At 32.4% G+C, this 23,338-nt stretch carries 23 protein-coding genes and 1 other RNA gene; 5 read left to right on the top strand and 19 right to left on the bottom strand.

Features of this window, described 5'->3' with window-relative positions:
* Positions 1 to 82: 82 nt before the first annotated feature.
* The 3 genes from AC37UB_RS06330 to AC37UB_RS06320 are packed head-to-tail and all read right to left on the bottom strand — an operon-like array spanning position 83 to position 4,323.
* Complete coding sequence (locus AC37UB_RS06330) at positions 83 to 1,927, bottom strand: ABC transporter ATP-binding protein (protein ID WP_117972715.1); 1,845 nt, start codon at positions 1,925 to 1,927, stop codon at positions 83 to 85.
* Entirely contained in the window at positions 1,924 to 3,642 is a 1,719-nt protein-coding gene (locus AC37UB_RS06325) for an ABC transporter ATP-binding protein (RefSeq protein ID WP_490685461.1), read from the bottom strand. Before AC37UB_RS06325 ends, AC37UB_RS06330 begins: the two co-directional genes overlap by 4 nt.
* A 12-nt stretch (positions 3,643 to 3,654) precedes the next feature.
* Entirely contained in the window at positions 3,655 to 4,323 is a 669-nt protein-coding gene (locus AC37UB_RS06320; RefSeq protein ID WP_117972713.1) for a TetR/AcrR family transcriptional regulator, read from the bottom strand.
* 150 nt (positions 4,324 to 4,473) lie between these two features.
* Here AC37UB_RS06320 and AC37UB_RS06315 point away from each other — a divergent pair, with 150 nt between their 5' ends.
* Both AC37UB_RS06315 and AC37UB_RS06310 read left to right on the top strand, forming a co-directional pair.
* Complete coding sequence (locus AC37UB_RS06315) at positions 4,474 to 5,463, top strand: NAD(P)/FAD-dependent oxidoreductase (RefSeq protein WP_490685460.1); 990 nt, start codon at positions 4,474 to 4,476, stop codon at positions 5,461 to 5,463.
* A gap of 67 nt (positions 5,464 to 5,530) precedes the next feature.
* Positions 5,531 to 6,037, top strand: coding sequence for a phosphatidylglycerophosphatase A family protein (locus AC37UB_RS06310; RefSeq protein ID WP_071457198.1), 507 nt, complete (start codon positions 5,531 to 5,533; stop codon positions 6,035 to 6,037).
* Between the two features lie 11 nt (positions 6,038 to 6,048).
* Here AC37UB_RS06310 and AC37UB_RS06305 read toward each other — a convergent pair whose 3' ends face one another.
* From AC37UB_RS06305 to AC37UB_RS06290, 4 genes are read right to left on the bottom strand one after another with little or no spacing between them, the layout of a single operon-like run.
* Positions 6,049 to 6,681 carry a TIGR01906 family membrane protein gene (locus AC37UB_RS06305; RefSeq protein ID WP_117972711.1) on the bottom strand — a complete coding sequence of 211 codons (633 nt, stop codon included), beginning with the start codon at positions 6,679 to 6,681 and terminating at the stop codon, positions 6,049 to 6,051.
* A 3-nt stretch (positions 6,682 to 6,684) separates the two neighbouring features.
* The gene (locus tag AC37UB_RS06300) at positions 6,685 to 7,449 is read right to left on the bottom strand and encodes a TIGR01457 family HAD-type hydrolase (protein WP_241699365.1); all 765 of its coding nucleotides are present in this window, start codon (positions 7,447 to 7,449) and stop codon (positions 6,685 to 6,687) included.
* A 10-nt stretch (positions 7,450 to 7,459) separates the two neighbouring features.
* Positions 7,460 to 8,062 (bottom strand): YutD family protein, encoded by a 603-nt coding sequence (locus AC37UB_RS06295; RefSeq protein WP_241699364.1) that lies wholly within the window; start codon positions 8,060 to 8,062, stop codon positions 7,460 to 7,462.
* A gap of 18 nt (positions 8,063 to 8,080) precedes the next feature.
* Positions 8,081 to 9,448, bottom strand: a complete 1,368-nt coding sequence (locus AC37UB_RS06290) for a bifunctional metallophosphatase/5'-nucleotidase (RefSeq protein ID WP_490685459.1) — start codon at positions 9,446 to 9,448, stop codon at positions 8,081 to 8,083.
* 81 nt (positions 9,449 to 9,529) lie between these two features.
* On the opposite strand from AC37UB_RS06290, the gene AC37UB_RS06285 reads away from it, so the two are divergent.
* Positions 9,530 to 10,003, top strand: a complete 474-nt coding sequence (locus AC37UB_RS06285) for a methylated-DNA--[protein]-cysteine S-methyltransferase (protein WP_117972707.1) — start codon at positions 9,530 to 9,532, stop codon at positions 10,001 to 10,003.
* Between the two features lie 10 nt (positions 10,004 to 10,013).
* Here AC37UB_RS06285 and AC37UB_RS06280 read toward each other — a convergent pair whose 3' ends face one another.
* From AC37UB_RS06280 to gpsB, 10 genes are all read right to left on the bottom strand, one after another.
* On the bottom strand, positions 10,014 to 10,763 hold the full coding sequence (locus AC37UB_RS06280) for a tyrosine-protein phosphatase (RefSeq protein ID WP_490685458.1): 750 nt from the start codon (positions 10,761 to 10,763) through the stop codon (positions 10,014 to 10,016).
* A 119-nt stretch (positions 10,764 to 10,882) separates the two neighbouring features.
* A complete protein-coding gene (locus AC37UB_RS06275) occupies positions 10,883 to 11,467 on the bottom strand; it encodes a hypothetical protein (RefSeq protein WP_490685457.1) in 585 nt (194 codons plus the stop codon).
* A 60-nt stretch (positions 11,468 to 11,527) separates the two neighbouring features.
* The gene (locus tag AC37UB_RS06270) at positions 11,528 to 11,704 is read right to left on the bottom strand and encodes a hypothetical protein (RefSeq protein WP_241699360.1); all 177 of its coding nucleotides are present in this window, start codon (positions 11,702 to 11,704) and stop codon (positions 11,528 to 11,530) included.
* The gene (locus AC37UB_RS06265) at positions 11,704 to 12,384 is read right to left on the bottom strand and encodes an NAD(P)H-dependent oxidoreductase (RefSeq protein WP_241699359.1); all 681 of its coding nucleotides are present in this window, start codon (positions 12,382 to 12,384) and stop codon (positions 11,704 to 11,706) included. The genes AC37UB_RS06270 and AC37UB_RS06265 overlap by 1 nt, the downstream gene beginning before the upstream one ends.
* A 69-nt stretch (positions 12,385 to 12,453) precedes the next feature.
* Positions 12,454 to 13,344 carry a beta/alpha barrel domain-containing protein gene (locus AC37UB_RS06260; RefSeq protein WP_490685456.1) on the bottom strand — a complete coding sequence of 297 codons (891 nt, stop codon included), beginning with the start codon at positions 13,342 to 13,344 and terminating at the stop codon, positions 12,454 to 12,456.
* 108 nt (positions 13,345 to 13,452) lie between these two features.
* Positions 13,453 to 14,796: a TrkH family potassium uptake protein gene (locus AC37UB_RS06255; RefSeq protein WP_117972702.1), complete on the bottom strand. Its 1,344-nt coding sequence runs from the start codon at positions 14,794 to 14,796 to the stop codon at positions 13,453 to 13,455.
* A gap of 103 nt (positions 14,797 to 14,899) precedes the next feature.
* Positions 14,900 to 16,402, bottom strand: coding sequence for a carboxypeptidase M32 (locus AC37UB_RS06250; protein WP_117972701.1), 1,503 nt, complete (start codon positions 16,400 to 16,402; stop codon positions 14,900 to 14,902).
* 1 nt (position 16,403) lies between these two features.
* Positions 16,404 to 17,561 carry a THUMP domain-containing class I SAM-dependent RNA methyltransferase gene (locus tag AC37UB_RS06245; RefSeq protein ID WP_117972782.1) on the bottom strand — a complete coding sequence of 386 codons (1,158 nt, stop codon included), beginning with the start codon at positions 17,559 to 17,561 and terminating at the stop codon, positions 16,404 to 16,406.
* Positions 17,562 to 17,636: 75 nt separating this feature from the next.
* An RNA gene (gene rnpB / locus AC37UB_RS06240) (RNase P RNA component class B) lies at positions 17,637 to 18,010 on the bottom strand.
* Between the two features lie 16 nt (positions 18,011 to 18,026).
* Complete coding sequence (gene gpsB / locus AC37UB_RS06235; RefSeq protein WP_117972700.1) at positions 18,027 to 18,455, bottom strand: cell division regulator GpsB; 429 nt, start codon at positions 18,453 to 18,455, stop codon at positions 18,027 to 18,029.
* Positions 18,456 to 18,710: 255 nt separating this feature from the next.
* On the opposite strand from gpsB, the gene recU reads away from it, so the two are divergent.
* Together recU and AC37UB_RS06225 are read left to right on the top strand one after the other, a co-directional pair.
* Entirely contained in the window at positions 18,711 to 19,331 is a 621-nt protein-coding gene (recU, locus tag AC37UB_RS06230) for a Holliday junction resolvase RecU (RefSeq protein ID WP_117972699.1), read from the top strand.
* Positions 19,321 to 21,567 (top strand): PBP1A family penicillin-binding protein, encoded by a 2,247-nt coding sequence (locus AC37UB_RS06225; RefSeq protein WP_490685455.1) that lies wholly within the window; start codon positions 19,321 to 19,323, stop codon positions 21,565 to 21,567. Before recU ends, AC37UB_RS06225 begins: the two co-directional genes overlap by 11 nt.
* A 47-nt stretch (positions 21,568 to 21,614) precedes the next feature.
* On the opposite strand, the gene nth is transcribed toward AC37UB_RS06225, so the two are convergent.
* Together nth and AC37UB_RS06215 are read right to left on the bottom strand one after the other, a co-directional pair.
* Positions 21,615 to 22,259, bottom strand: coding sequence for an endonuclease III (nth, locus tag AC37UB_RS06220; RefSeq protein ID WP_117972697.1), 645 nt, complete (start codon positions 22,257 to 22,259; stop codon positions 21,615 to 21,617).
* Positions 22,260 to 22,267: 8 nt separating this feature from the next.
* Positions 22,268 to 22,972, bottom strand: coding sequence for a DnaD domain-containing protein (locus AC37UB_RS06215; protein WP_117972696.1), 705 nt, complete (start codon positions 22,970 to 22,972; stop codon positions 22,268 to 22,270).
* Between the last annotated feature and the right edge of the window lie 366 nt (positions 22,973 to 23,338).

The following is a 23,338-nucleotide window of genomic DNA, read 5'->3' as shown; positions in this document are numbered from 1 at the left end:
ATATCACTTTACATTGTAACACCTTTTATCCAAGAAATTCCATTATTATATTCAGAAAATTAGATGAATATCATTTTCTTTATTAAATACTTACCCCTGTTGAAAATTGACTATTATACAATTCAGCATAGAAACCGGCTTTTTCAAGTAATTGATCATGATTTCCTGTTTCAACGATGTCCCCTTGATCCATCACAATAATATTATCTGCATCGCGAATCGTTGATAATCTGTGAGCCACAACAAAACTTGTACGACCTTCTAATAATCTATCCATTGCTTCTTGTATCAATATTTCAGTTCTTGTATCAACACTTGAAGTGGCTTCATCTAAAATTAAGACATCTGGATTAACTAAAAAAGCCCGAGCGATGGTGATTAACTGTCTTTGTCCTTGAGAAATATTTGATGCGTCTTCGTTTAACACGGTATCATATCCTTCTGGTAAACGACGAACAAATTCATCTACACGTGCTGCTTTTGCTGCACGAATAACATCTTCTTCACTAGCATCCATTTTTCCATAGCGAATGTTATCAACAATTGAACCAGTGAATAACCAAGTATCTTGTAAAACCATTGAAAAATGAGAACGTAGTTTTTCACGTTTAATATTACGAGTGTCTTTTCCTTGATACAAAATCGATCCACCTGAAACGTCATAAAAACGCTCAAGTAAATTGATGATGGTTGTTTTACCAGCACCTGTTGGTCCTACAATGGCAACTTTTTGTCCCTTAAATACATCTAAGTTAAAGTCTTTCATCAATAATTCACTATCATCATACCCAAATGCCATATGTTGGAATGACACAACTGCATCTGTTGGTTTAGCAAGTGAATCATCAACTGTTGCATCACTCATTTCCATTTCATCTAATACATCAAAAATACGTTCAGCCGAAGCAATTGTTGATTGGATTGTATTTAACAAATTCGCCATTTGACTTAGAGGTTGAGCAAATTGGTTAGTGTATTGCATAAAAGCTTGTACGTCCCCTAAAGGCATGTATCCATTTGCTACTTGAATCCCACCTAATACAGCAATAAAGACATAACTAATATTTTTTACAAAGTTCATCAATGGCATAATAATCGCTGAAATAAATTGCGATTTCCAACCAGATTCATATAACTGTTGATTTTGAATTTCAAATACATCTATATTATCTTTTTCATGATTAAAACTTTTAACAACTGCATGTCCACTATAGCTTTCTTCAATCTGATTGTTTAATAAACCTAAACTCGCTTGTTGTTTGCCAAAATAACGTTGAGATTTTGGTGCAATAATCATTGTGATGATTAAACTTAGTGGCACTGTCAACGCTGCAACAATTGTTAACTTCCAGCTGATTGTTAACATCATCCACAGTACCCCGAAAAACATTAAAATACTTGTTACAAACTGAGTTAACGTTTGTTGGAGGGTTGTAGCAATATTATCCATGTCGTTAATCGCACGAGACATAATATCACCATTTGAATGCGTGTCATAGTAAGAAACAGGGACACGTCCCATTTTTTCTTTAAATTCTTTTCTTAATTGATACACTGTTCGTTGAGAAATTCGTGTCATAATAAACTGTTGTAGAAAACTAAAAACAGCAGAAGCAATATACATCGCTAGAACAATCATTAAAATACTAGCAATTTTATCAAAATCGATATCGATTTTCCCTACTTTTCCACCACTCATCATCGTTTGTTTGGCTTTCATTAACCCAGAAAAAATTTCAGTTGTTGCTTCCCCTAATATTTTAGGGGTACGGATTTGAAATATTGTTGAGGCGGTAGCTAACACAAACACTAATGCTATTAAATACCATCGTTTTAACATATATGACATCAATCGTTTGGTTGTTTTCCAAAAATTCTTTGGTTTGGCTTTTTTTCCTTTTACTCCACCAGGTCCGTGCTGTCTCATGCTATTTCCTCCTTACTCAACTGTGATGAAATAATTTCTTGATAGGTATCATTTGTTGCTTTTAGCGTTTGGTGATCGCCACGACCTACCATGACACCATCATCTAATACGAGAATCGTATCAGCATCCACCACGGTACTAATTCTTTGCGCTACTATGACGACTACTGCTTCAGTAATCGACTCTTTCAATGCTTTTCTAAGAGCAGCATCTGTTTTAAAATCAAGTGCTGAGAAGGAATCATCAAATACATAAACTGACGCGTCTTTTATAAGTGCTCTAGCTATACATAGACGTTGACGCTGTCCACCTGAGAAGTTTGTTCCACCTTGCTCAACTTTACTATCCAAACCATCTGGTAATTCAGACACAAACTCTTTAGCTTGAGCAATTTCCAACGCTTCCCAAATTTCTTCATCAGTCGCGTTTTCTTTCCCATATTGCATATTTGTACGAATTGTCCCTGTAAATAGCACTGCTTTTTGTGGTACAAAACTGACTTTTTCTCTTAGTTCATGTTGCAAGACATCTTTTACATTGCATTCATCCACTAATATCTCACCTTCTGTTGTATCAAAGAAACGTGGAATTAAATTGACCAACGTCGATTTACCTGAACCAGTCCCTCCGATAATCGCAACCGTATCACCTTTTTTGGCGGTAAAATCAACATCAGATAAAGCAGGTTTTTCGGCACCACTGTAGCTATAACTAACTTCTTTAAATGTTAATGAACTATCTGAATTAAATGCTTTTGGTGAATCTGGATTTTTAATATCGTCTTTCATATCAAGTACTTCATTAATACGAACAGCTGATGCTTGAGCACGGGGTACAAATACAAAAATCATCGCCATCATCACAAAACTCATTAAAATTTGCATAGCATACGTCATAAACGCCATCATGTTCCCTACTTCAAGCGTTCCTTCCGCGATATTATGACCACCAAACCAAATAATAGATACATTTGTCACACTAATAATGAACGTAATCACAGGTAATAAGAATGACATCAGTGTATTTACCTTTATAGCAGTATTCGTGTAGTCTTTATTAGCATCATCAAAACGATGCTCTTCAAATTTTGTTTGATTAAATGCACGGATAACCCGTACACCTGTTAGTCCTTCACGAAATACTAAGTTCAGTCTATCTGTTTTTTGTTGTAAACTTTTAAATAATGGAATCGCAAAATACATTGTGACGCCCACAACTAATATAATCATTGGAATGACATATAAAAATATTTTTGTCAGTTCTCTGTCACGATAAAAAGCCAAAACACTTGCACCTATTAATGTGATCGGTGCATTAATCATGATTCTTAAGAACATTTGACTAACCATTTGAATTTGATTAACATCATTGGTTGTTCTGGTAATTAAAGACGCTGTTCCAATCTTGTCAAATTCACGTTGAGATGAATATTCTACTTTTTCATAAATCTCAGAACGCAATTTTTTTCCTAGTTTTTGCGCTTGTCTTGTGGCAATAAAGGTATTAGCAATAGATGCTAATATGCCGATAAATGAGATACCTATCATCACAAAACCAACGCGCCAGATGTATGAGATATCTCCCTTAGTAACACCATTATCAATAATATTTGACGTGAGCGTTGGTAAATACAAATCGCTCGTAATTTGAATTACGATGAATAAAATAGCCCCTAAAACTGCTGGTAGAGACATTCGTTTTATGATTCTTAACATGCTTCTATCCTCCTATTTATCTTCAATTACCCCGTAAGCTATCCAATCTAACTTCATATTAAACTCCGCTTTCGCTTTTTCAATATTTACTTTTTTTCCCATTTGTTCTGAACGATAAATTTCATTAATTGATGCGTGCATCGTATAAAACAATAATCTTAATAATACTTTTAATTCTTTTGCATTAGATATTTTTAAGTATGAATAATCAATATTTCCAATTAATTCTTCATATTGGTGATAACGTTGCTTTTTTCGACCTCTCAAATGTTTTTCTGTTTTTCGATCAATATTTAATTCATCAAAAATTTCACTTGAACGTTTGTAATCCATATACATAAAGATATTTTTTAATAACTTTGCATGATCACTTCTCAAAATCAAATAAATAAAATAATCAAAAAATTCTTGCATGGTTAAAAATAAGTTTCCTTTGTTTTCTTTAAATAATGCCATGAATGTTGTTTCAGGTTCTTTTACTAAATTATCACAAATGTAGTAAAAGACATCATCTTTATCTTCAAAATATTGATAAAAACTTCCTCTTGGTATACCAGCATACTTTACAATATTAGCGATTGATGCTTGATGGATTGGAACATCAGAAAATTCTTTTTCACATGCTGCAATAATTTTTTGCTGCTTTTCTTCTTCTAAACGAAAAAATGTGGGACTTGGCATAAATCTACCTCCTAACTGTTTTATGACACAGTGTCATTGTATATGACACTGTGTCATAAAACAATTAAAAACACTTCAAAATTCAAAATAGTTTCTTTATCTAAAAATGTCATTTATACTTTGTGTATTGATTTAGTAAAGGAGTTTCACATGACAAAAGAAATATACGATATTACAATTATTGGTGGTGGACCTGCTGGGATTTTCGCTGCTTTTTACGCTGGAATGAGACAAGCTAAAACTAAAATTATTGAATCTCTACCACAACTTGGAGGACAACTTAGTTTACTTTATCCGGAAAAGCTCATTTACGATGTAGCAGGGTTTCCAAATATAAAAGCACAACAATTAGTCGATCAATTAGTTGAACAAATTAAACCGTTTAATCAAACGATTTGTTTAGATGAAGAAGTGTTACAAATTGAAAAAGAAGATGACATGTTTAAACTTATTACAAAAAAAAGCACACATTATTCCAAAACGGTAATCATCGCTGCCGGTAATGGTGCGTTTCAACCAAAACGATTAACAACTGAGGGTCATGAGTATTATGAAGGAAAAGGACTACACTATTTTGTGACTGATATGGAACAATTTAGAGGAAAAGATATCATGATTTGTGGTGGTGGTGATTCTGCGGTTGATTGGGCATTGATGCTTGAAAATGTTGCTAAATCTGTCAAACTGGTACATCGTCGTCCAACGTTTAGAGCACATGAACATAGTATCAGCTTATTAGAACAATCCAGTGTCGAAATCGAAACGCCTTTTGTTATTCGAGAATTACATGGAGATGGAGAACACTTAACAGGTGTTACCCTATTTAATCCAAAAGAAGATGAATCAAAAACGATTGACGTATCTGATTTACTCGTTAATTACGGTTTTTCTTCTTCACTAGGGCCAATAAAGAATTGGCCAATTGAATTAACACGTCAATCAATTGTAACGGATTCTGCTACTAGAACGTCTGTTGATGGTATTTTTGCGATTGGGGATATTTCGACGTATGATGGGAAAGTTGAACTTATCGCAACTGGATTTGGTGAAGCACCGATTGCCGTTAACCACGCAGTAAACCACATAAATCCTAAAGAACGTATTCAACCAATGCATAGTACTAGTTTATTTGACCAATAGTTCATGCTTGTTACAACTCTGACACTAGGTTATACTAGTTAACAATACAAATTAAGAAGGTGACATAATGACAATAAAAAAAGAAACGCTAAAAAAAATGTCTCGACAATTATTATTAGATCGTGGTGTAACAATTAAAGACATCGCAGAGCTAGTTTACTTTCTACAAGAAAAATACGTACAAGATTTAACTCTTGATATGTGTTTAGAAAACGTTGAGGCTGTTTTAAATAAACGAGAAGTTCAAAATGCTATTTTGACAGGGATTCAACTTGATATCGCTGCAGAAAATCATCAAGTGCTAGAACCTTTACAAGAAATTCTTGAAACAGATGAAGGTTTATATGGAATTGATGAAATATTAGCATTATCTATTGTTAATATATATGGTTCCATTGGTTTTACTAACTATGGTTACATAGATAAAGTCAAACCAGGTATTTTAGAAAAATTGAATTCACATGAAGGAAATCAAGTTCATACCTTTTTAGATGATATTGTCGGAGCTATCGCAGCTGCTGCAGCAAGTCGTCTAGCTCACTCTGAACCCGATCGACTAAACGAAAACCAGTGATACTTTACGCATCACTGGTTTTTTTTTAATTCTTTTTTTCCTTTAATAAGTAATATCATTAAAAAGAAAATAAATAAAACAAAAAACAAAATAAAACAATGGAAAAAATAGTCCTGAGGCAAAACTAAAATAATAGGATCTATCTCAGGGTAAAAAATCCAGGCATCGTTATTAAAGAAAACTTCATGAAATAAGACAAAAAATTGATTGAAAGCAACAACCATAAAAAAAGCCAATGCTCCTAAACTTAGTAAAATACCCTGTATCATTGTAGTAAGAGTCCAAACCATCTTATCTTTAAATAAATGGTATAAATATTTTAGGCTTGGCACTAACGTAATCAACAATATAGCATAGTTCATTTGAAATAACCGTTTAACCTCAAAAAAATGAAATGCCCCTTCAGATGAAGTTGGAAAATCTTTCATCGATAGTGTTTTTACCCAAAAGAAGTTTAAATATCGCATCAAATCATCATAGTTAGATAAAATAGTTTGTTTACTATATTCTGTGTACTCTGTAATGCCTAAATAATGAATATCAAATACGTATAACCATCTAGCATTAATCGTCAACGTAATCGCTAGACTTAATAAAAATAGAATTAAGACAACCCTGTTTACTATCTCCTTTGATTTTACCACTAACTATACCTGCCATTCATCTAAAGAATCAATGACCTTTGTAGGAGCAATAGGAAGTGTTACCACATCTTCTTTTTTTGTAAATCCTGTTAAAACTAATAATGTATCTATATCATTATCAATTCCTGCTCGGATATCCGTTTCATAATTATCGCCCACCATCATGACTTCATTCGCAGCTAATTTTAACCGCTCTAAAGCTTTTTCCATCATAATGGCTTCTGGTTTCCCGATATAAGTTGCACTTTTTTGCGTTGCTGTCTCAATTCCTGCAATCAAACTTCCAGCTCCTGGCATCAGACCACGATGAGTTGGAATATTCTTGTCAGGGTTTGTGCCAATAAAGTGTGCCCCTTTTTGAATAGCTAGTGTCGCAACTGCTAATTTTTCATAGGTTAAATCTGTATCAAGAGCCACAACCACATAATCAGGATGTTCCTCATCTAACACAAAACCTGAAGAAAAGATGGCCTCTTTTAATCCCTCTTCACCAATCACATACACTTTTTTTCCTAAGCCCTTATCTTTCATATAATCAACTGTAGCTAGACTTGCTGTATATATGGTATCAGTAGAAACATCAATGTCAAAAGAGTCTTGTAATCTTTTTTTTACTACATGAGGTGTCTTAGTTGTATTGTTGGTTACAAATAAAAAAGGAATATTCTTTTCTTTTAGCCGATCAACAAATCGCTTACCAGCCTTAATTGGCTTGTCTCCTAAATAAATGGTACCATCTAAATCGATTAAATAGCCTTTATAAGTCATTTTTTCTCTCCTAATCTTCTTTTTTCTTTATTTTAAAGTGACGTTCTTTAGTGCCTTCTTTACTTTTAGGTGGTTTATTATTTTTTTTATTAGTCGATTGACTGTTTCTTGATTGATTGCTTCCTTTAGGTTTTGATTTTTTATTATTTTTAGTGTCATACTTTTTTTCACTAGTATGTGCTTGATTTTTATTTTTAGACGATTTAAAGGTGGAAGAACGCCCCTTTCGTTTAAAATCTCCAATTTGCTCAATAACAAAATAGGCACATCCAAAATTACAAAATTCATATAAGTAATCATTTAATGTATTAATTTTAGCATCAAGCGGTGCGCTCTTAAAATCATCTTTAAAAAAACCACGCAATCTTAATTGATCATAACCCCAATCACCAACAATATAATCATATTTTGATAAAACTTCATTATATCGTTTAATAACTGTTTCATAATCAAATCCATCTCGATATTCTTTTACCAATCGATATGTCCCATCAGCTAATGGGAAAGAATCTGGATGATAATTTTCTAACATCTCCAAAAGAACTTCATCTACTTCCTCTGGTTGAACGTCGATATCTTCTGCTTCTTCTATTTTTTTATTTTTTTTCGCCATCATTCTTACCTCTATCTTTTAATCATCATTTTGTTTATTTAAGTACATTGCCACACTATTTCTTAAAAAACTAGGTCCTAATATTTCAATTTCGCCTGCTATTTCGATGGTAGGAAAAAATGGTATAAATGCTAAATGGTCAACTGTCACAAAACTATAAAATCTATCCATTTCAATTGGCTTTCCTAACCAAAATCCTTCATGTGTTTTTTCATTATAATTAAAGCCATCATACCATGTTTCACCAAAATATTTGCCTCTAAATTTCATGCCGATAATAGGAAATTTAAGTAAAAAGTCACGATTTTTCACAACCTCTTTAGCCAATCTAATTAAGTCTTTTCCTTGTAGTGTTACCTTTATTAAATTCATTGGGTGAGGTAAACAATCATGTAGGTCTTTTTCATCTATCTCTCCTGGTCCTAAATCTGTCAGAAATAATCCAGAATTAACCATCGCCACGTCACATCCACTGCTTTTTTCCATGGCCTTTAAGGCTATTTTTATTAAAGAATCTCGTTTATTTAGCTTACCCGTCACGTTGCCCACATGCCTACTTTCTAATAACTGATCCCCCTGATTCTTGTAACTAGTAATTTCATTTATATCCGAAATCTCTTGTGATAATAGATTTATATCAATCGTTTTAGCTGTTTTTTTCATAATTTTTCCATTATGACATTCAATCGATACATCTCCTACATATTCTCCAAACTTACCTGCGGCACATAATAATACACCATTTTCGATTAATCCCTTTGGTAATAGATGATGCGTATGTGCTCCTAAAATAATATCAATTTGTGGATATTCATTTGCCATTTTCTTATCATCCATAATACCTAAATGGGATAATAAAATGATAATGTCTACTTTTTCGGAAAGCTCATCAATCATCTGTTTTGCGGCTACAAATGGATCAACCACATCCCAACCAAATGGACTATAACTCAGTACCATTGGTGCCGTTAAACCAAACACTCCTATTTTTACCTTTTGAGTAGTTTCCACAATAGTGTAAGGTTTTGCCCAAGTTGGATAATCATGAGTTAATTTATCTTTTAAATTACTTAAAACAATAGGAAAATTTGCTTGTTTATATAGATGATTTAATACTCTCTTACTATTTGTAATACCTTCATTATTTCCAATTGTGACAGCATCATAGTAAACTTGATTCATCAAATTTACATTTGCTATGCCATCTGTTGCTTCAGTTAAAGAGTGTACTCTATCCAGAAAATCTCCCACATCAAATCTAAAAACATTGCTTCCTTGATTTTCATAATTTTTAGTTTCCTCATTTAGCCAACGACGAATTTTAGGCCATCTTTCTAAATGTGAATGTATATCATTTGTATGTAATAAATGAATAATCTCTTTCATGACTAGCATCCCTTCTCATATCTTTTATACTATCATATCTCACTAAAATTGGGTATTATGATAACTAAAGGAGTCGATTATATGGCTTATAAAATTAATAACTGTTTTTTAGATATTGAACAAAAAAATCAAAAAATATCACGTATCCATTTTATCCATCCTACAGACGTATCAAATATTAATAAACCTACTGATTCCATAATAATTCAATGTTTAATTGAACTACATGAATTTTTATCATACAATAGAAAACAATTTACTGTACCACTAGACTTAAATACAGGAACAGCTTTTCAACAAAAAGTTTGGTCGACACTGTTAGATATTCCTTATGGTCAAACATGTACCTACAAAGATATCGCCATAAAAATAAATCAACCAAGATCCTATCAAGCTGTCGGCCAAGCTTGTAAAAAAAATCCTATTCCAATAATTATTCCCTGTCATCGAGTCATCAGTCAATCAGGACAATTAACAGGCTACTTTGGAACATCTGAATTTGGCTTAACGATTAAACAATCACTTATTACATTAGAAAAAGGAAATCACGAATGATTTCCTTTTTCTAGATTGTATATAATGTTTGCATATCTTTAGAAAATGTTGTTGGAAGTTTTAAAATATCTGTAAAATAATTTTCTACGCTACCAAAATGTTGGTTAATTAATTCAAAGGCATAATCAAGGTAATCTTTATTAACGGTTAACATCACTAACATATTAGCCAATTGTTTAGTTGAGGCTCCTTTTTCTTTCAATTCATTTAAAATGGCATCATTTGCCGCTTTTCTAGAATCATTTGTTTTTAAATAATCTTCATCTATTGCCTCTTTGGATACATTTAGACTAGATAATATCAAAGCAGCTGCAAATCCTGTTCGGTCTTTTCCAGCAAAACAATGAAATAATGTTGCTTCATTTGGCTTAGTCAAAAAATCACTTAAAAATTTAGAGTAACCTTTTTGTGCATCTTTTGATAAAACAAGCTCTTCATAAATCGTCATCATCGCTTGTTGAGGATTATATTTAGGATTTAATAATTCTTCCAGACCAGCTCCTTGATTAGCTGTTTGACCTAAAATATCAATATGCTCATAAGATACACCGCTTATAGTATCATCAGGACTTTGACTAACCTCAGTATCCCCTCTAAAATCAACAATTTTTTTTAAACTGTATATCTTAACTAATTCTTTTTTATCTTCTGCTGAAATCTGGACTATTTCACCACTTCTTAAAAATTGATGATTGACTACTTTTTTATTATCTAAGGTTACAATACCGCCTAAATCTCTAAAATTAACTAATGTATCCATTCTATTCCTCCTAAAAAAATCATTTAATATGCTGCATCTTACAGTCTACCAAATTTACGTTTTTTTTTAGTAAGGTTAATTTCGAATTTTTTTCAAAAAAATATAAAAAAGTGATGAAGTTATTCACCACTTACAGTTGTCATTTGATCTGCTACATACTCAACTTTAATACTTTTAGCTATTTCTTTTAAATCTAGTATTTCCTTATTAGTTAATTTATCTTTTCCAAACATCGTTACTGAAAAAATAACATCTCCTGTTCTCCCCTTATACATCAGAGCTTTTTTATCTTTAGATGGCTGAAGAACTTCTTCCATCACTCCTAAATATTGAACAGGTTCTTCTTCTCCCCACTTAACACCATCTAATACATAACCTGAGATATCACCATACATTTTTTGAGTATTGTCAAACGCATCTATTTGAATATAAGTATTTCGATTATTTTCCTGTTGAAAAGTTCCCCATAATGTTTGTTGACTAAATTTTCCTTCAGATAATACGTCATATTTTTCATTATTAAAACTAATTTTAGAGTGACCTACAAGCATATTATTAACAACTGTACTGCGCTTCCTTTTTTTATCTTTAATTACCATACCAACCGTACTCTCAGTTGTTTCTTTTGTATTGCTTTTTTTATTTCCACAACCACTTAGACCAACTAAAAATAGAAGTAGTATTAAGTATTTTATATTTTTCATTGGTTCTCCTATTAAATATGTTTTTCTTTACTATAACAAATTTAGTCTAAAAAATAAATACTACCACTCCTTTGGACTCCATAATAAGCCATCTATCTCAGCTTTTGCTTGTTCAATTCGTTTATATTGTTCGCTTAAAATATCTTCTAACTCATTTAAAAAAGCACTCACCTCATATGTTTGAGTTTCCCCTTTTAATAGAGATAATTCATTTAGCAACCATTCTTTCTCATTCACTACTCATCCCTCATTTCTTCAAGAGACATTAATAGACTATCCAATTCTAGACGGTTATCTTCTAATGCATCCCGTATTGACGTTAATCTATTTTCTTCATCTTTAATAACTCGCTTCTTTTCTAATTCAATTAGACGTTCAATAGCCCAATTCTCTCTAATTAAAAATCGACTATCATTTTCTTTGGTCACATAATGTTGGTAGTTAATTAACAATTTTTTTTTATCTTTTTCATTTAAGTAAGAAAATAACGGAATCGAAAAAGGTGGCAGATATGTCATTTGACACTTATAAGCTATTGCCTGAAAAGGTCTTAATAGTTCAGAAATAGTGAAATGTTCAGATGCTCCTGCTTGAAAAGACGATAATTTCTGTCCCATATTAACAACAATTCCTAGCTCTTTTCCCTTTAAAGAATCTTTATACAATGATTTTGTTAATACTTTTTCCAACCATTTATACAAAATATCGGGAGCGGCATACCAATACATTGGAAATTGAAAAATAATTCTATCTTGTTTTTTTAATAGTTTTTGTACCTCAACTAAATTAAATGTTTTTAAATCTTCCTGTATATCGTATATTTTTACTGTTTCTAAAGAAGAACAGCTCTCTTTTAAAAATGATTGCAACCCCGATTCATGTGAATTTGGGTGGGCAATAACTACTAAAGTTTTCATATATTTCTCCTAATCTAAAACATTCTCATAAAAAGACCATCTGTTTATTTCAGATGGTCTGTCAATTGACTATGTATTTGATGCATCAAAAATTGCATGTAGCGTTTGTCTTAAATGAAAATCAAACTCCATGTCACTTTCTTGATAACTCAATCCTTCTGTTAGTGCTCTTGAAAAACTAGCAATCATATCATGATTTTCACTTAATTTTTTGTCCGCTTCTGTTTGTCTTAAACCACTGGAAGAAGCCAACATTCTTACAATATTTGGATAATCTAATAAATCATGATAAAAATCTGCTTCTGTCGGTAACGTCAATTTCAACATGATTTTCACGTCATTATCTAATTGACTTAATTCCTCTCTTAATGCATTTTTCAAATAAACTTCTGCTTGCTTTTTGTCTGGAATATGTAACTCAATATCAGGCTCTAACATTGGTAAATAACCTAGTGCATACACTTTTTTTGCTAAATCAAATTGTTGTTTGACCAGTTGCTTTATGCCCTCTTCATTAGCTGAACAAATTAATGAACGGTATTTAAATCCAATAAAAGGGAAGTTTTTTGCTTTTTCCACAAGCACATCAAATTCTGTTAACTCATCCATCAATTGGACGCCCTCTCTAAGAGGAGCTAAACCTTGATCAATTTTCAAAAACGGCAACATACCTTTCTTATGCCACAAATAGTTTGGTACAGGTTCTGAAAAAATAGTTCTTTCTAATGCATCTTTGTATAAAATAACACCTAATACATATTTTGACGAAAACTCATCACTAATAATCATACGTGTGCGCATATCATGAATAATGTTATGCATCTCTTCAGATGTTTGATACGTTTCATCTGGCACACCATACTGTCTTAAAGCACCTGGAGTACTCAAATCACCCTGATCCATCGCTGCAATAAATCCTGGATGTGTCTTTACAATAGTTAATGTTTTTTCATCTAGCATGTCACATTCTCCTTTAATTTTAATATGCTCATTATAATACATAACACACAAAAATTTAAATTAAAATTTGAAAATTTTCAAAAATACTTTTCTTAAAAAAGAGGTATCTTAACCTATCAAAACAGTTTCTTTTGGATAATTAAACTTATTACCTAGTTCATTTAATTCTTTTCTTAATAAAGCATACATGACTGTATAGAGTCCTACTCGACCAATAAACATCAAACACATAATAAGTAGTTTACCAAATAGAGTCAAATGAGGTGTTAATCCCATTGTTAAACCAACTGTTGCAAATGCTGAAACTACTTCAAACAAGACATACTCTATCCCAGAATGTTGTGGACTATATTCTGTCATAGATAATACCAACGCACTTAGTAAACATAATAAACTCGCAAAGAAAAATAAGACAAAAGATTTCATCACAATATTTCGTGGAATAGAACGCTCTTGCCATTCTGCTTCATCTCGGCCTTTTAATGTACTGACTAATTGAATCAAAAGAACCCCTAATGTTGTTGTTTTGATTCCTCCAGCTGTTGAACCGGATGTTCCGCCAATAAACATTAAAACTATTGTTAAAATGAGACCTGCATAACTCATTGAACCATAGTCAATTGAAGCAAATCCTGCTGTACGAGGTGTCACACTTAAGAAAAATGAATTAGTAAGCTGTTTTACAAACGACATCTCATAAAATCTATCCGTAATAGAAAATAGAACTGTTCCACCAATCAACAAACTTAACGTAACCATCAAAGCAATTTTGGTATGTAGAGAAAAGCGACGATGATCTTGCCAATGAATTAAGTCGTACCATACAATAAATCCAAATCCACCCGAAATAATAAGTCCAGAAATAACTAATAACACATAAGGATTCTGTTGATAACCCAATAAACTATCACCAAATAAATCAAATCCTGCATTACAAAAGGCAGAAACAGCATGAAATATACTATAAAATATCCCACGTTTCACTCCATATTCAGGTATAAACTGAAATCCTAATAAAATGACACCTAATAACTGAACACTAACAGAAAATTTCACCACAAATTTAAGTAATTTTACTACGCCACCATGGTTATTTAAATTAAGCATCTCTTTAATAACTAAACGCGACTGCAATGACACTCTTTTTCGAAACATCATGGCCACGATTAATGCAATCGACATAAATCCTAAACCACCAATTTCAATCAAAATCATCATAACAATATGCCCAAAAGGACTAAGTACTTGTGAAATATTAATAGGAGTTAATCCGGTGACGCACACAGATGATGTCGCAACAAATAGTGCATCAATATAAGTCAACTGCTTCCCTGTTTGATGACTTATCGGTAAAAATAATAGAAAAGATCCAATAAAAATAATAATTAAAAACATCAGGGTGATAAATTGGACCGTATTGATTCTTCTTAATCCTTTTTTATGACTTTCCATGTAATATGTTCTCCTCTAAACTAATCATATTGACTTATTGTACCCTTTGCCCTACACTTTCTCAACAAAAAAAGTTACAGAATCATCTGTAACTTTTAAAAATTTATGCTTCAATTTCATAAACGTTGAAATATAAATCACGCATATAATCAATCAAGTATTGTGGATTTAAATTTTCTCCAGTGGCTTCAACTATTAGTTCAGTTGGTTTTTTTGAGCTTCCATATTGATGGATATGTTCAGTTAACCACTCTCTAATGGATGAATAATCATCACTTGATAAAACGTTTTCTACATCAATATCTTTGTTCATAGCATGATAAAGTTGCGCCGCATACATATAACCTAGAGCATAAGATGGGAAGTAACCAAAACTTCCACCTGCCCAATGAACATCTTGTAAGACACCTTCTGTATCATTTCCAGGACGAATACCTAAGTATTCTTCATATTTATCATTCCAAACTTTTGGCAAATCTTTCACTTCTAAGTCGCCATTGAAAAGCATTTTTTCAATTTCATAACGAATAATAATATGAAGTGGGTAAGTGAGTGAATCTGACTCAATTCTCACTAAACTTGGTTGCGTTAATTTCAATCCTTTGTAGAAATCTTCAGTCGAAACATCTGCAAAGGTATCACCAGTTAATTGTTTTAATAAATCAAATTGTTTGTACCAAAAGGCTTGGCTTCCCCCAATGATGATTTCATTAAACAATGATTGTGACTCATGAATTCCCATCGACGTTCCACCTGCAAGTGGTGTGTAGTCAAATTTGGCATCAACATTTTGTTCATACATCCCATGACCTGCTTCATGTATCACACCTAAAGTTGCCATAATAAAGTCATTATCATCCCAACGTGTTGTAATACGCGCATCATTACGATTCAGATTTAACATAAATGGATGAACCGTATCATCTAAACGACCTCTAGAAAAATCATAGCCTAATTGTTCCACAACTTGTGTCACAAAGTTTTTTTGGATTTCTTTTGGCACTGTGCGGTTAATAAAATCCGTGTTAGGTGCTGTCCCTTTTTCTTCTAATTCTTTGCGAATCGACATAATTCCTTCTTTTACTTGGTCAAATACATTATCTAATACTTCAACTGTAATACCAGGTTCGTATTGATTTAGTAAGACATCGTAGTCTGTGGCTTCATTTTTACGCCACAATGGAATGAATTCTTTCGTCATTGCTACAATGTCGGTTAAAATTGGCTCGAAAATTGAAAAATCTTGTTTCTCACGAGCTGTTACCCATACACTATGAGCATTTGATAGTAAACGAGAAAACTCTTGAAAACGATCAGCTGGAATATTATTGTTTAAATCATAGTTCTCTTTTGTTTTTTCAAATACTTGTTTCCCAAAATCCGATAATTCTTCTGGATGATCTGAAAAATACTCCATGTATTTTCTCATTGTCTCATTTGTTGATTTATCAAAAGCCATACCTGCTAAATAACTAGACATTTCAGCACGATAAGACGCACCTTTTTCTGGCATACCTGTTTGACTATCCCATTCAGCTAGACCAACCGCTTCATTTAATAAAGCAATTTCTTTCAAATAAGCTAAAAATTCTTGTTCTTGACTCATATTAGTTTGCTCCTTCATTTTTTGGCTTTCTTGGTGGGCGAGTTCCCCAGTATTGGAATAAATCTGTTCGTAACGCGCCATTGTATAGTTTACGTTTTTTCGTGGCTTTTGCCCCGTAAAAACTTTCAAACTGTAAATCACTTGTTAAGATATATTTACTCCACGTTTTAAGTGGACGATAAACGTCTCCCATTTGTTTATATAATTCTCTTACCGCATCTTCTTCTCCTAGACGTTCACCATACGGAGGATTAGCAACGATTACACCATACTCTTTATCTGTGGTAAAATCACGCAATTGCATTTGTTTAAAGGTAATATCTTCACCCAAACCAATTTCTTCCGCATTTTTCTTAGCAATGTCAATCATTTTTGGATCAATATCTGTCCCTAAAATATCTAATTCTGTTTCATAATCAACTTGTGCATCCGCTTCAGCTCGTAATGTTTCCATGACAGATTCATCTACCCATGGCCATGTTTCAAATAAAAATTCACGGTTAAATCCAGGCGCCATATTTCGACCGATTAGAGCTGCCTCAATACAAAACGTTCCAGACCCACAAACTGGATCATAAAATGGTCTATCTTTTCGCCAAGTTGTTAAAGAAATAATGGCCGCTGCCATATTTTCTTTTAATGGTGCGCCACCTTTTTCTAGACGATAACCACGCTTAAACAAACTTGGCCCCGTTGTATCAATTGTTAACGTCACTTTATCTTTTAAAAGTGCCACCTCAATTGGAAATTGTGCCCCTGTTTCTGGTAAGCGACCATATCTTGAGTAATAGTCACTCAAACGATTAACAATTGCTTTTTTAGTCAAAGCTTGGCAATCTGACACACTAAATAACGTTGATTTGATTGATTTTCCTGATACTGGAAAATTAGCATCCATTGGTAAAAAATCTTCCCAAGGCAAGGCTTTAACTTGATCGAATAATGATTCAAATGTTTTAGCTTCAAACTCACCGATAACAATTTTAATTCTATCTGCTGTTCTTAACCATAAATTTGCTCGACCAATGGTTTCAATATCTCCATAAAAAATGGCTCTACCATTTTCTACCTCACATTCAATTCCCATATCTCTTAGTTCTCGTCCAACAAGTGCCTCAATACCACTAGCTGCTGTTGCTATTAATTTATATTCTGTCATATTTGTAACTCCAATTAACTTTATTTTAGAAAAAAAGCCTTCCATCAAACTGGAAGGCACCCTGATGTTGTAATTTTCTATAAGCCATGTTCTGTATTGATTACTGCCAGGTAACACTAATCAACGATAATCATCTGTCTACAGAAATTTTTCTGTCCCATCCCTAAGTTCATTTCCTTGGGATAGGTGCCCCTACCATTGTTTGGGTTGCTCGCTCGAGGGGTTTACCCGTTCCACTGATTTTATTTCTAAAATCACTTCGTCACTGTGGCACTTTCAAGGATACTCTAGCATAGCATAAACCTTAGCTATTTTTCCTGCCGTTACCTCTTTAAAAAGAAGTACCTTAATTTATGGTTTCATTAAGCACGAACACTACAGACATCTCAGTCTGTGCGAGCATGGACTTTCCTCACCTTACTTAAAGTAAACTGCGATTATCCGAAAATTACAATTTATTATATTTTAATACCGACGTGTTGCTCCTAAGTCTTCATTGTCTAAAAATTTTTGAGCAACTGAAGATAAAGACTCACGAGCTTGCTCATTCATACTAACAGAAGATGAACTAGAAGGTTGTTCTAATTTTTTACCAAAAACTTCTTTTTCCAAATTAGATAATCGTTTTAATATATCAAAATTTGTCACAGAAGATGGATTTGGCACTTCTTGTTTCATACGAGATAACGTTGCCTGACTTTGTGTTAATTGGTCTACTTTGTTAACCAAACGATGATTTTCTTCTTTTAATGCTAATAATTCTTGATTGTATGTTTCATAATCTTTAATAATGGTATCCAAAAATTCGTCAACTTCAACTGGATCGTAACCACGAACTTTTGATTTAAATTCTTTTTGCAAAATATCTTTTGCTGATAAATTTAATTTAGTCACTTATTACACCTCATCTACATATCATTTTTAAATACTTTCTAAATCACTGAGTGTTATAAAAAATTTATCTGATGAAAAAGATTAGATAAATATTTCCCTCCATATTATACTATAATCAGTTTTATATTGTAACACAACTGTTTTAATAAAAATATTAAAATTTTAACTAATTTGTTGAACATTCTAATAAGATTCTTCGTTTTTCTTTTCATTGTATTTCAAGGTTTGATATAATAAACAAAGGAGTGTGGTATTTTGACTATTAATTACCCTAACGGTATCCCAAAGCGTTACCAAAAAGAAGAAAAAATAAAAAAAAAGCAAAAACCATCTTTTTCTAATCGTGGCATGTCTTTTGAAGAATTCATCAATCAAAGCAATTTATACTATTTATCCAAAGAAATGGCAGTTGTTCACAAAAAACCGACCCCTATCCAAATTGTTCATGTTAATTATCCCAACAGAAGTGCTGCTGTTATTACTGAAGCTTATTTTAGAGAAGCTTCTACAACAGATTATAATGGTGTTTACAAAGGTAGGTATCTTGATTTTGAGGCAAAAGAAACAAAAAATAAAACATCTTTTCCACTTCATAATTTTCATGCACATCAGATTAAGCATATGAAACAATGTATTAACCATCATGGTATCGTTTTTGTCCTTATTTGGTTTTCTTCGTTGCAACGATGTTTTTTTCTTTCTGCCAACCACGTCATTGATTATTGGGAAAATAGTGACACGCAACGAAAGTCTTTACCATTAAAAATGATAGAAAATTATGGGTATGAAATACAATTAGGTGTTGCGCCAATTGTTCCTTATCTTTCAATTATTGATCACTATATATTAAAAGGAGATTCTATTTATGAAAAATAGTTTTAACGGAAAAAAAGAGCCACAAAAAAGACAAAAAAGGAATGTTAAAAAAGGGATACTTATTTTCCTAGCTGTCTTACTTGCTCTAATCGTTATACCCGTCATCGGCGGAGCTGGATTATTCTTTTATTACGCGAAGGATGCACCTACCCTCGACTATAAAAAATTAGAGGATACACGTTCTTCAAAAATTTATGCGATGAACGGAGATATGATTTTAGAAATTGGGGAGAAAAAACGTGAAATTATTGAACCAAATCAAATTCCTCCAATGTTAAAAGAAGCCATTATTTCTATCGAAGATAAACGTTTCGAAAAACATAAAGGAGTTGACCCTATTCGGATTGCTGGAGCTGCTATTTCAAACATAAAAGGAACTAGCCGACAAGGTGGTAGTACTTTAACACAACAGTTAATTAAACTGTCTTTCTTCTCAACTAAAAAGGAAGATCAAACAATTAAGCGAAAAGCCCAAGAAGCATGGCTATCAGTTAAATTAGAACAAAAAAAATCAAAAGATGAAATACTAACTTACTATATTAACAGAGTTTATATGGCAAATGGTATATACGGAATGCAGACAGCCGCAAAAAACTATTTCAATAAAAATCTAGATGAACTATCATTAGCCCAGTATGCTCTTTTAGCTGGTATGCCACAAGCTCCAATTGATTATGACCCATACACTCATCCAGATATGGCAAAAAAAAGACGTGATTTAGTTTTAAGTGAGATGTTAAAAGATAAAATTATTTCTCAAAAAGAATATGAAGAAGCTAAAGGAACAAAAGTAGAAGATGGTCTAATGCCATTAAAGAAAGATTCTACCACGCAAGTTGTGACAGATAACTACGTTAAACAAGTCATTGATGAAGTACAATCAAAAACAAATAAAAATGTGTATACTGATGGATTAGATATCTATACAAATATGGATTTAGATGCACAAACTTATTTATATAATCTCGTAAATAGTGATGAATCTGCTATTAATTTTCCTGATGATGAATTTCAAGCAACTGCTACTTTAATTGATGTAAAAAATGGTGATGTCCGCGCACAAATTGGTGGACGAAAATTAGGTGATGGTGCTCTAAATGATAATAAAGCAGTCACAGCTAAACGAAATATTGGGTCAACAGCTAAACCCCTGGTAGCTTATGCTCCAACCATCGAAGATTTAAATTATGGATCTGGTCAAATTTATGCCGATATGCCCTATCAATATTCTGACGGAACTGAGGTATACGATTATGATCGTTCATATCGTGGAAACTTAACTATGAGAGAATCTCTCGTTGATTCTAGAAATATTCCTGCTTTAAAAGCGTTGAAAGAAGTAGGCGATGATAAGTCAAAAGACTTTATTTCAAGTTTAGGTTTAACAAATAAAGTTTATGAAGGAACTGCTATTGGATTCGAATCTTCTTCTGAAAAACTTGCATTAGCATACGCTGCGTTTGCTAATGGTGGAATCTATTATGAACCAAGCTATATTAACAAAGTTGTATATTCTGATGGAACTGAAGAATCTTTTGATTCCAAAGGAAAACGTGCAATGAAGGAATCAACTGCTTTTATCATTACTGATATGTTAAAAGATGTCATTAACCGTGGTACTGGTACTCAGGCACAAATAAATGGTGTGGTTCAAGCTGGGAAGACTGGAACGAGTAATTATGATGACGATGTGCTTTACAAAGTAAAGGGTGAGGGAAGTCCGGATATTACATTTGTCGGATATACACCAAAATATTCCCTAGCTGTTTGGACAGGATATGACGATTATTTCCAACCCATCACTTTATATAATCAACAATTAGCTATGGATATTTACAGGGAATTTATGTCTTATCTTTACCAAAATATTGAACCAACAGACTGGAAGCAACCTTCTAACGTAGTAAGAATTGGAAATGAGGTTTATGTTAAAGGTTACACACAACAAACTCAACCAAGTTACAATTACTATAAACAATCAGAAGGAGTAACTAATTATAACTACTATCAACAAGAAGAATCTAAAGCAACAAAACCTTCAGCTAGCAAAGAAGAGACTAAATCTGAAAAAAAAGAGGAAACGCCTGAAGCAACTAAAGAAAAACCAACAACTAATGACAACAACCAAAATAACGGTAATCAGAATAACAATGATGGTCAAAATAATGAGACGAATAATAGCGAAGAAAACAATGCATCCTCCCCTACAACCTCTCAATCTCATAATAATAATTAATAAATACCTTATAATGATTTTACAAGTAAAATCATTATAAGGTATTTTTATTTTTTCATATTTTTTTGTCCTTCAGCACATAAATCTAATAACAAACATCCTTCACATTTTGGTTTTCTAGCTGTACAGTGGTAACGACCAAATAGAATCATCGTATGATGAGTATCTATCCAACGTTCTTCGGGTACTTTTTTCATCAATGTTTCTTCCACTTCATCAACTGTGGCAGACTGCTTACAAATTCTTAACCGTTTACTAACTCGTTCGACATGCGTGTCAACTGCTATAGAAGGAACATTAAATATATCTCCAGCCACCACATTGGCTGTCTTTCTCCCTACTCCGGGTAAACTCATTAATTCCTTCTTTGTACGAGGAACTTCTCCATCAAATTTATCAACTAACATCTGAGATGTTTTAATAATATTTTTAGCTTTTGTCTTATAAAGTCCAATTGTTCTAATACGCCTCATCACATCTTCTAGTGGTGCTTTAGCTAAATCTTTTGCTGTTGGGTATGCCTCAAATAAAAAAGGTGTCGCTTTATTTACTGACACATCTGTTGCTTGAGCACTTAATATCACTGCAATCAAGTACTGAAATGGGGTATCATGATTTAATTCCCCTTTAGCATTTGGATAGAGTTCTTTCATCAAATCAATGGCTTCTATCGTTCTTTTTTTAGATAACATATCTTCTCCTATTTATCATGTGGATTTAGCCAATTATACATCGGTATTTCTGGCAGTTTCTCATCAGTCGTTGTCAGTTTTTTTTCATCTATTTCTTTTAAACGCTGTTTTTGATCCTTTTGTATTGCTTGTTTAGAATGCAAATTTTTTCTTTCCCAATTTAATAAAATTCGGTCCATATACTTTAAACTATAAGCTTGATTTAGTATGGCTTCACGAAGAGCTAATTCAATTAACTCAACGGAATATTTATCCTCATTTAGCCACTGTTGGATAGTCTCCATTTCAATTGGTGATAAAGATCTACCAAATTCTTGTTCAAACTTATTAAATAAATTTACTTTTTTATCTTCTTGAATTTTTTCTGTTGTCTGAACTGCTTCTTGATTCATAACATTTTCTATCTTTTCATAGACTAACGTTAAATCATAGCGATCTTCTGTTTTGCCAAATTCATTACGACTCGTTTCAATAGATAAAACGCCTTTTGTCATTAATTGTTGAACCATTTGATAGCCTATTTCATTTGTTATGCCCATATATTGTGACATGATATCCATTGTTGGAAAATCATTTCCTTTTTGACTACATTGTAATAATTGTAAATAAAACACCAATTCAGAGTCCGTCATACCAATTTTTTTATAATATTTAAACAATAAATTTGAAACAGTTGTTGTCCCTGAATTTAAGTAATAATCTAGTGATAACATTTGCCCACCCCTTCTTTTAAAGTATAACAAATAAAAAATAAAAAAACAGAACACTGCCTTAAAAAAGAAGTTCAACCTATCAGTTAACTATTAAAACAATACGCATCATGTGTTTTTTTACTTTTCTGAATATTTATGATTATTGGAACGATTTTATGACGTAACAATTATTTTGGTTTCTCCCTACATTAACACAAAGAAAGATACATCATTTGTTTAAATTCGATTCATAATTTACATCAAAATAATATCACCATTTTAAAACCTTTATTATTAGTCACTCAATAGGTGCTAATCTACTTTCTAATATCTGTACTTTCAATTATTATTTAAAATACCTTTTGACCATTTATTATACACAAAACA

The sequence above is a fragment of the Vagococcus changpingensis genome (assembly GCF_058211775.1).
This window is presented reverse-complemented; position numbering and strand designations above follow the sequence as displayed.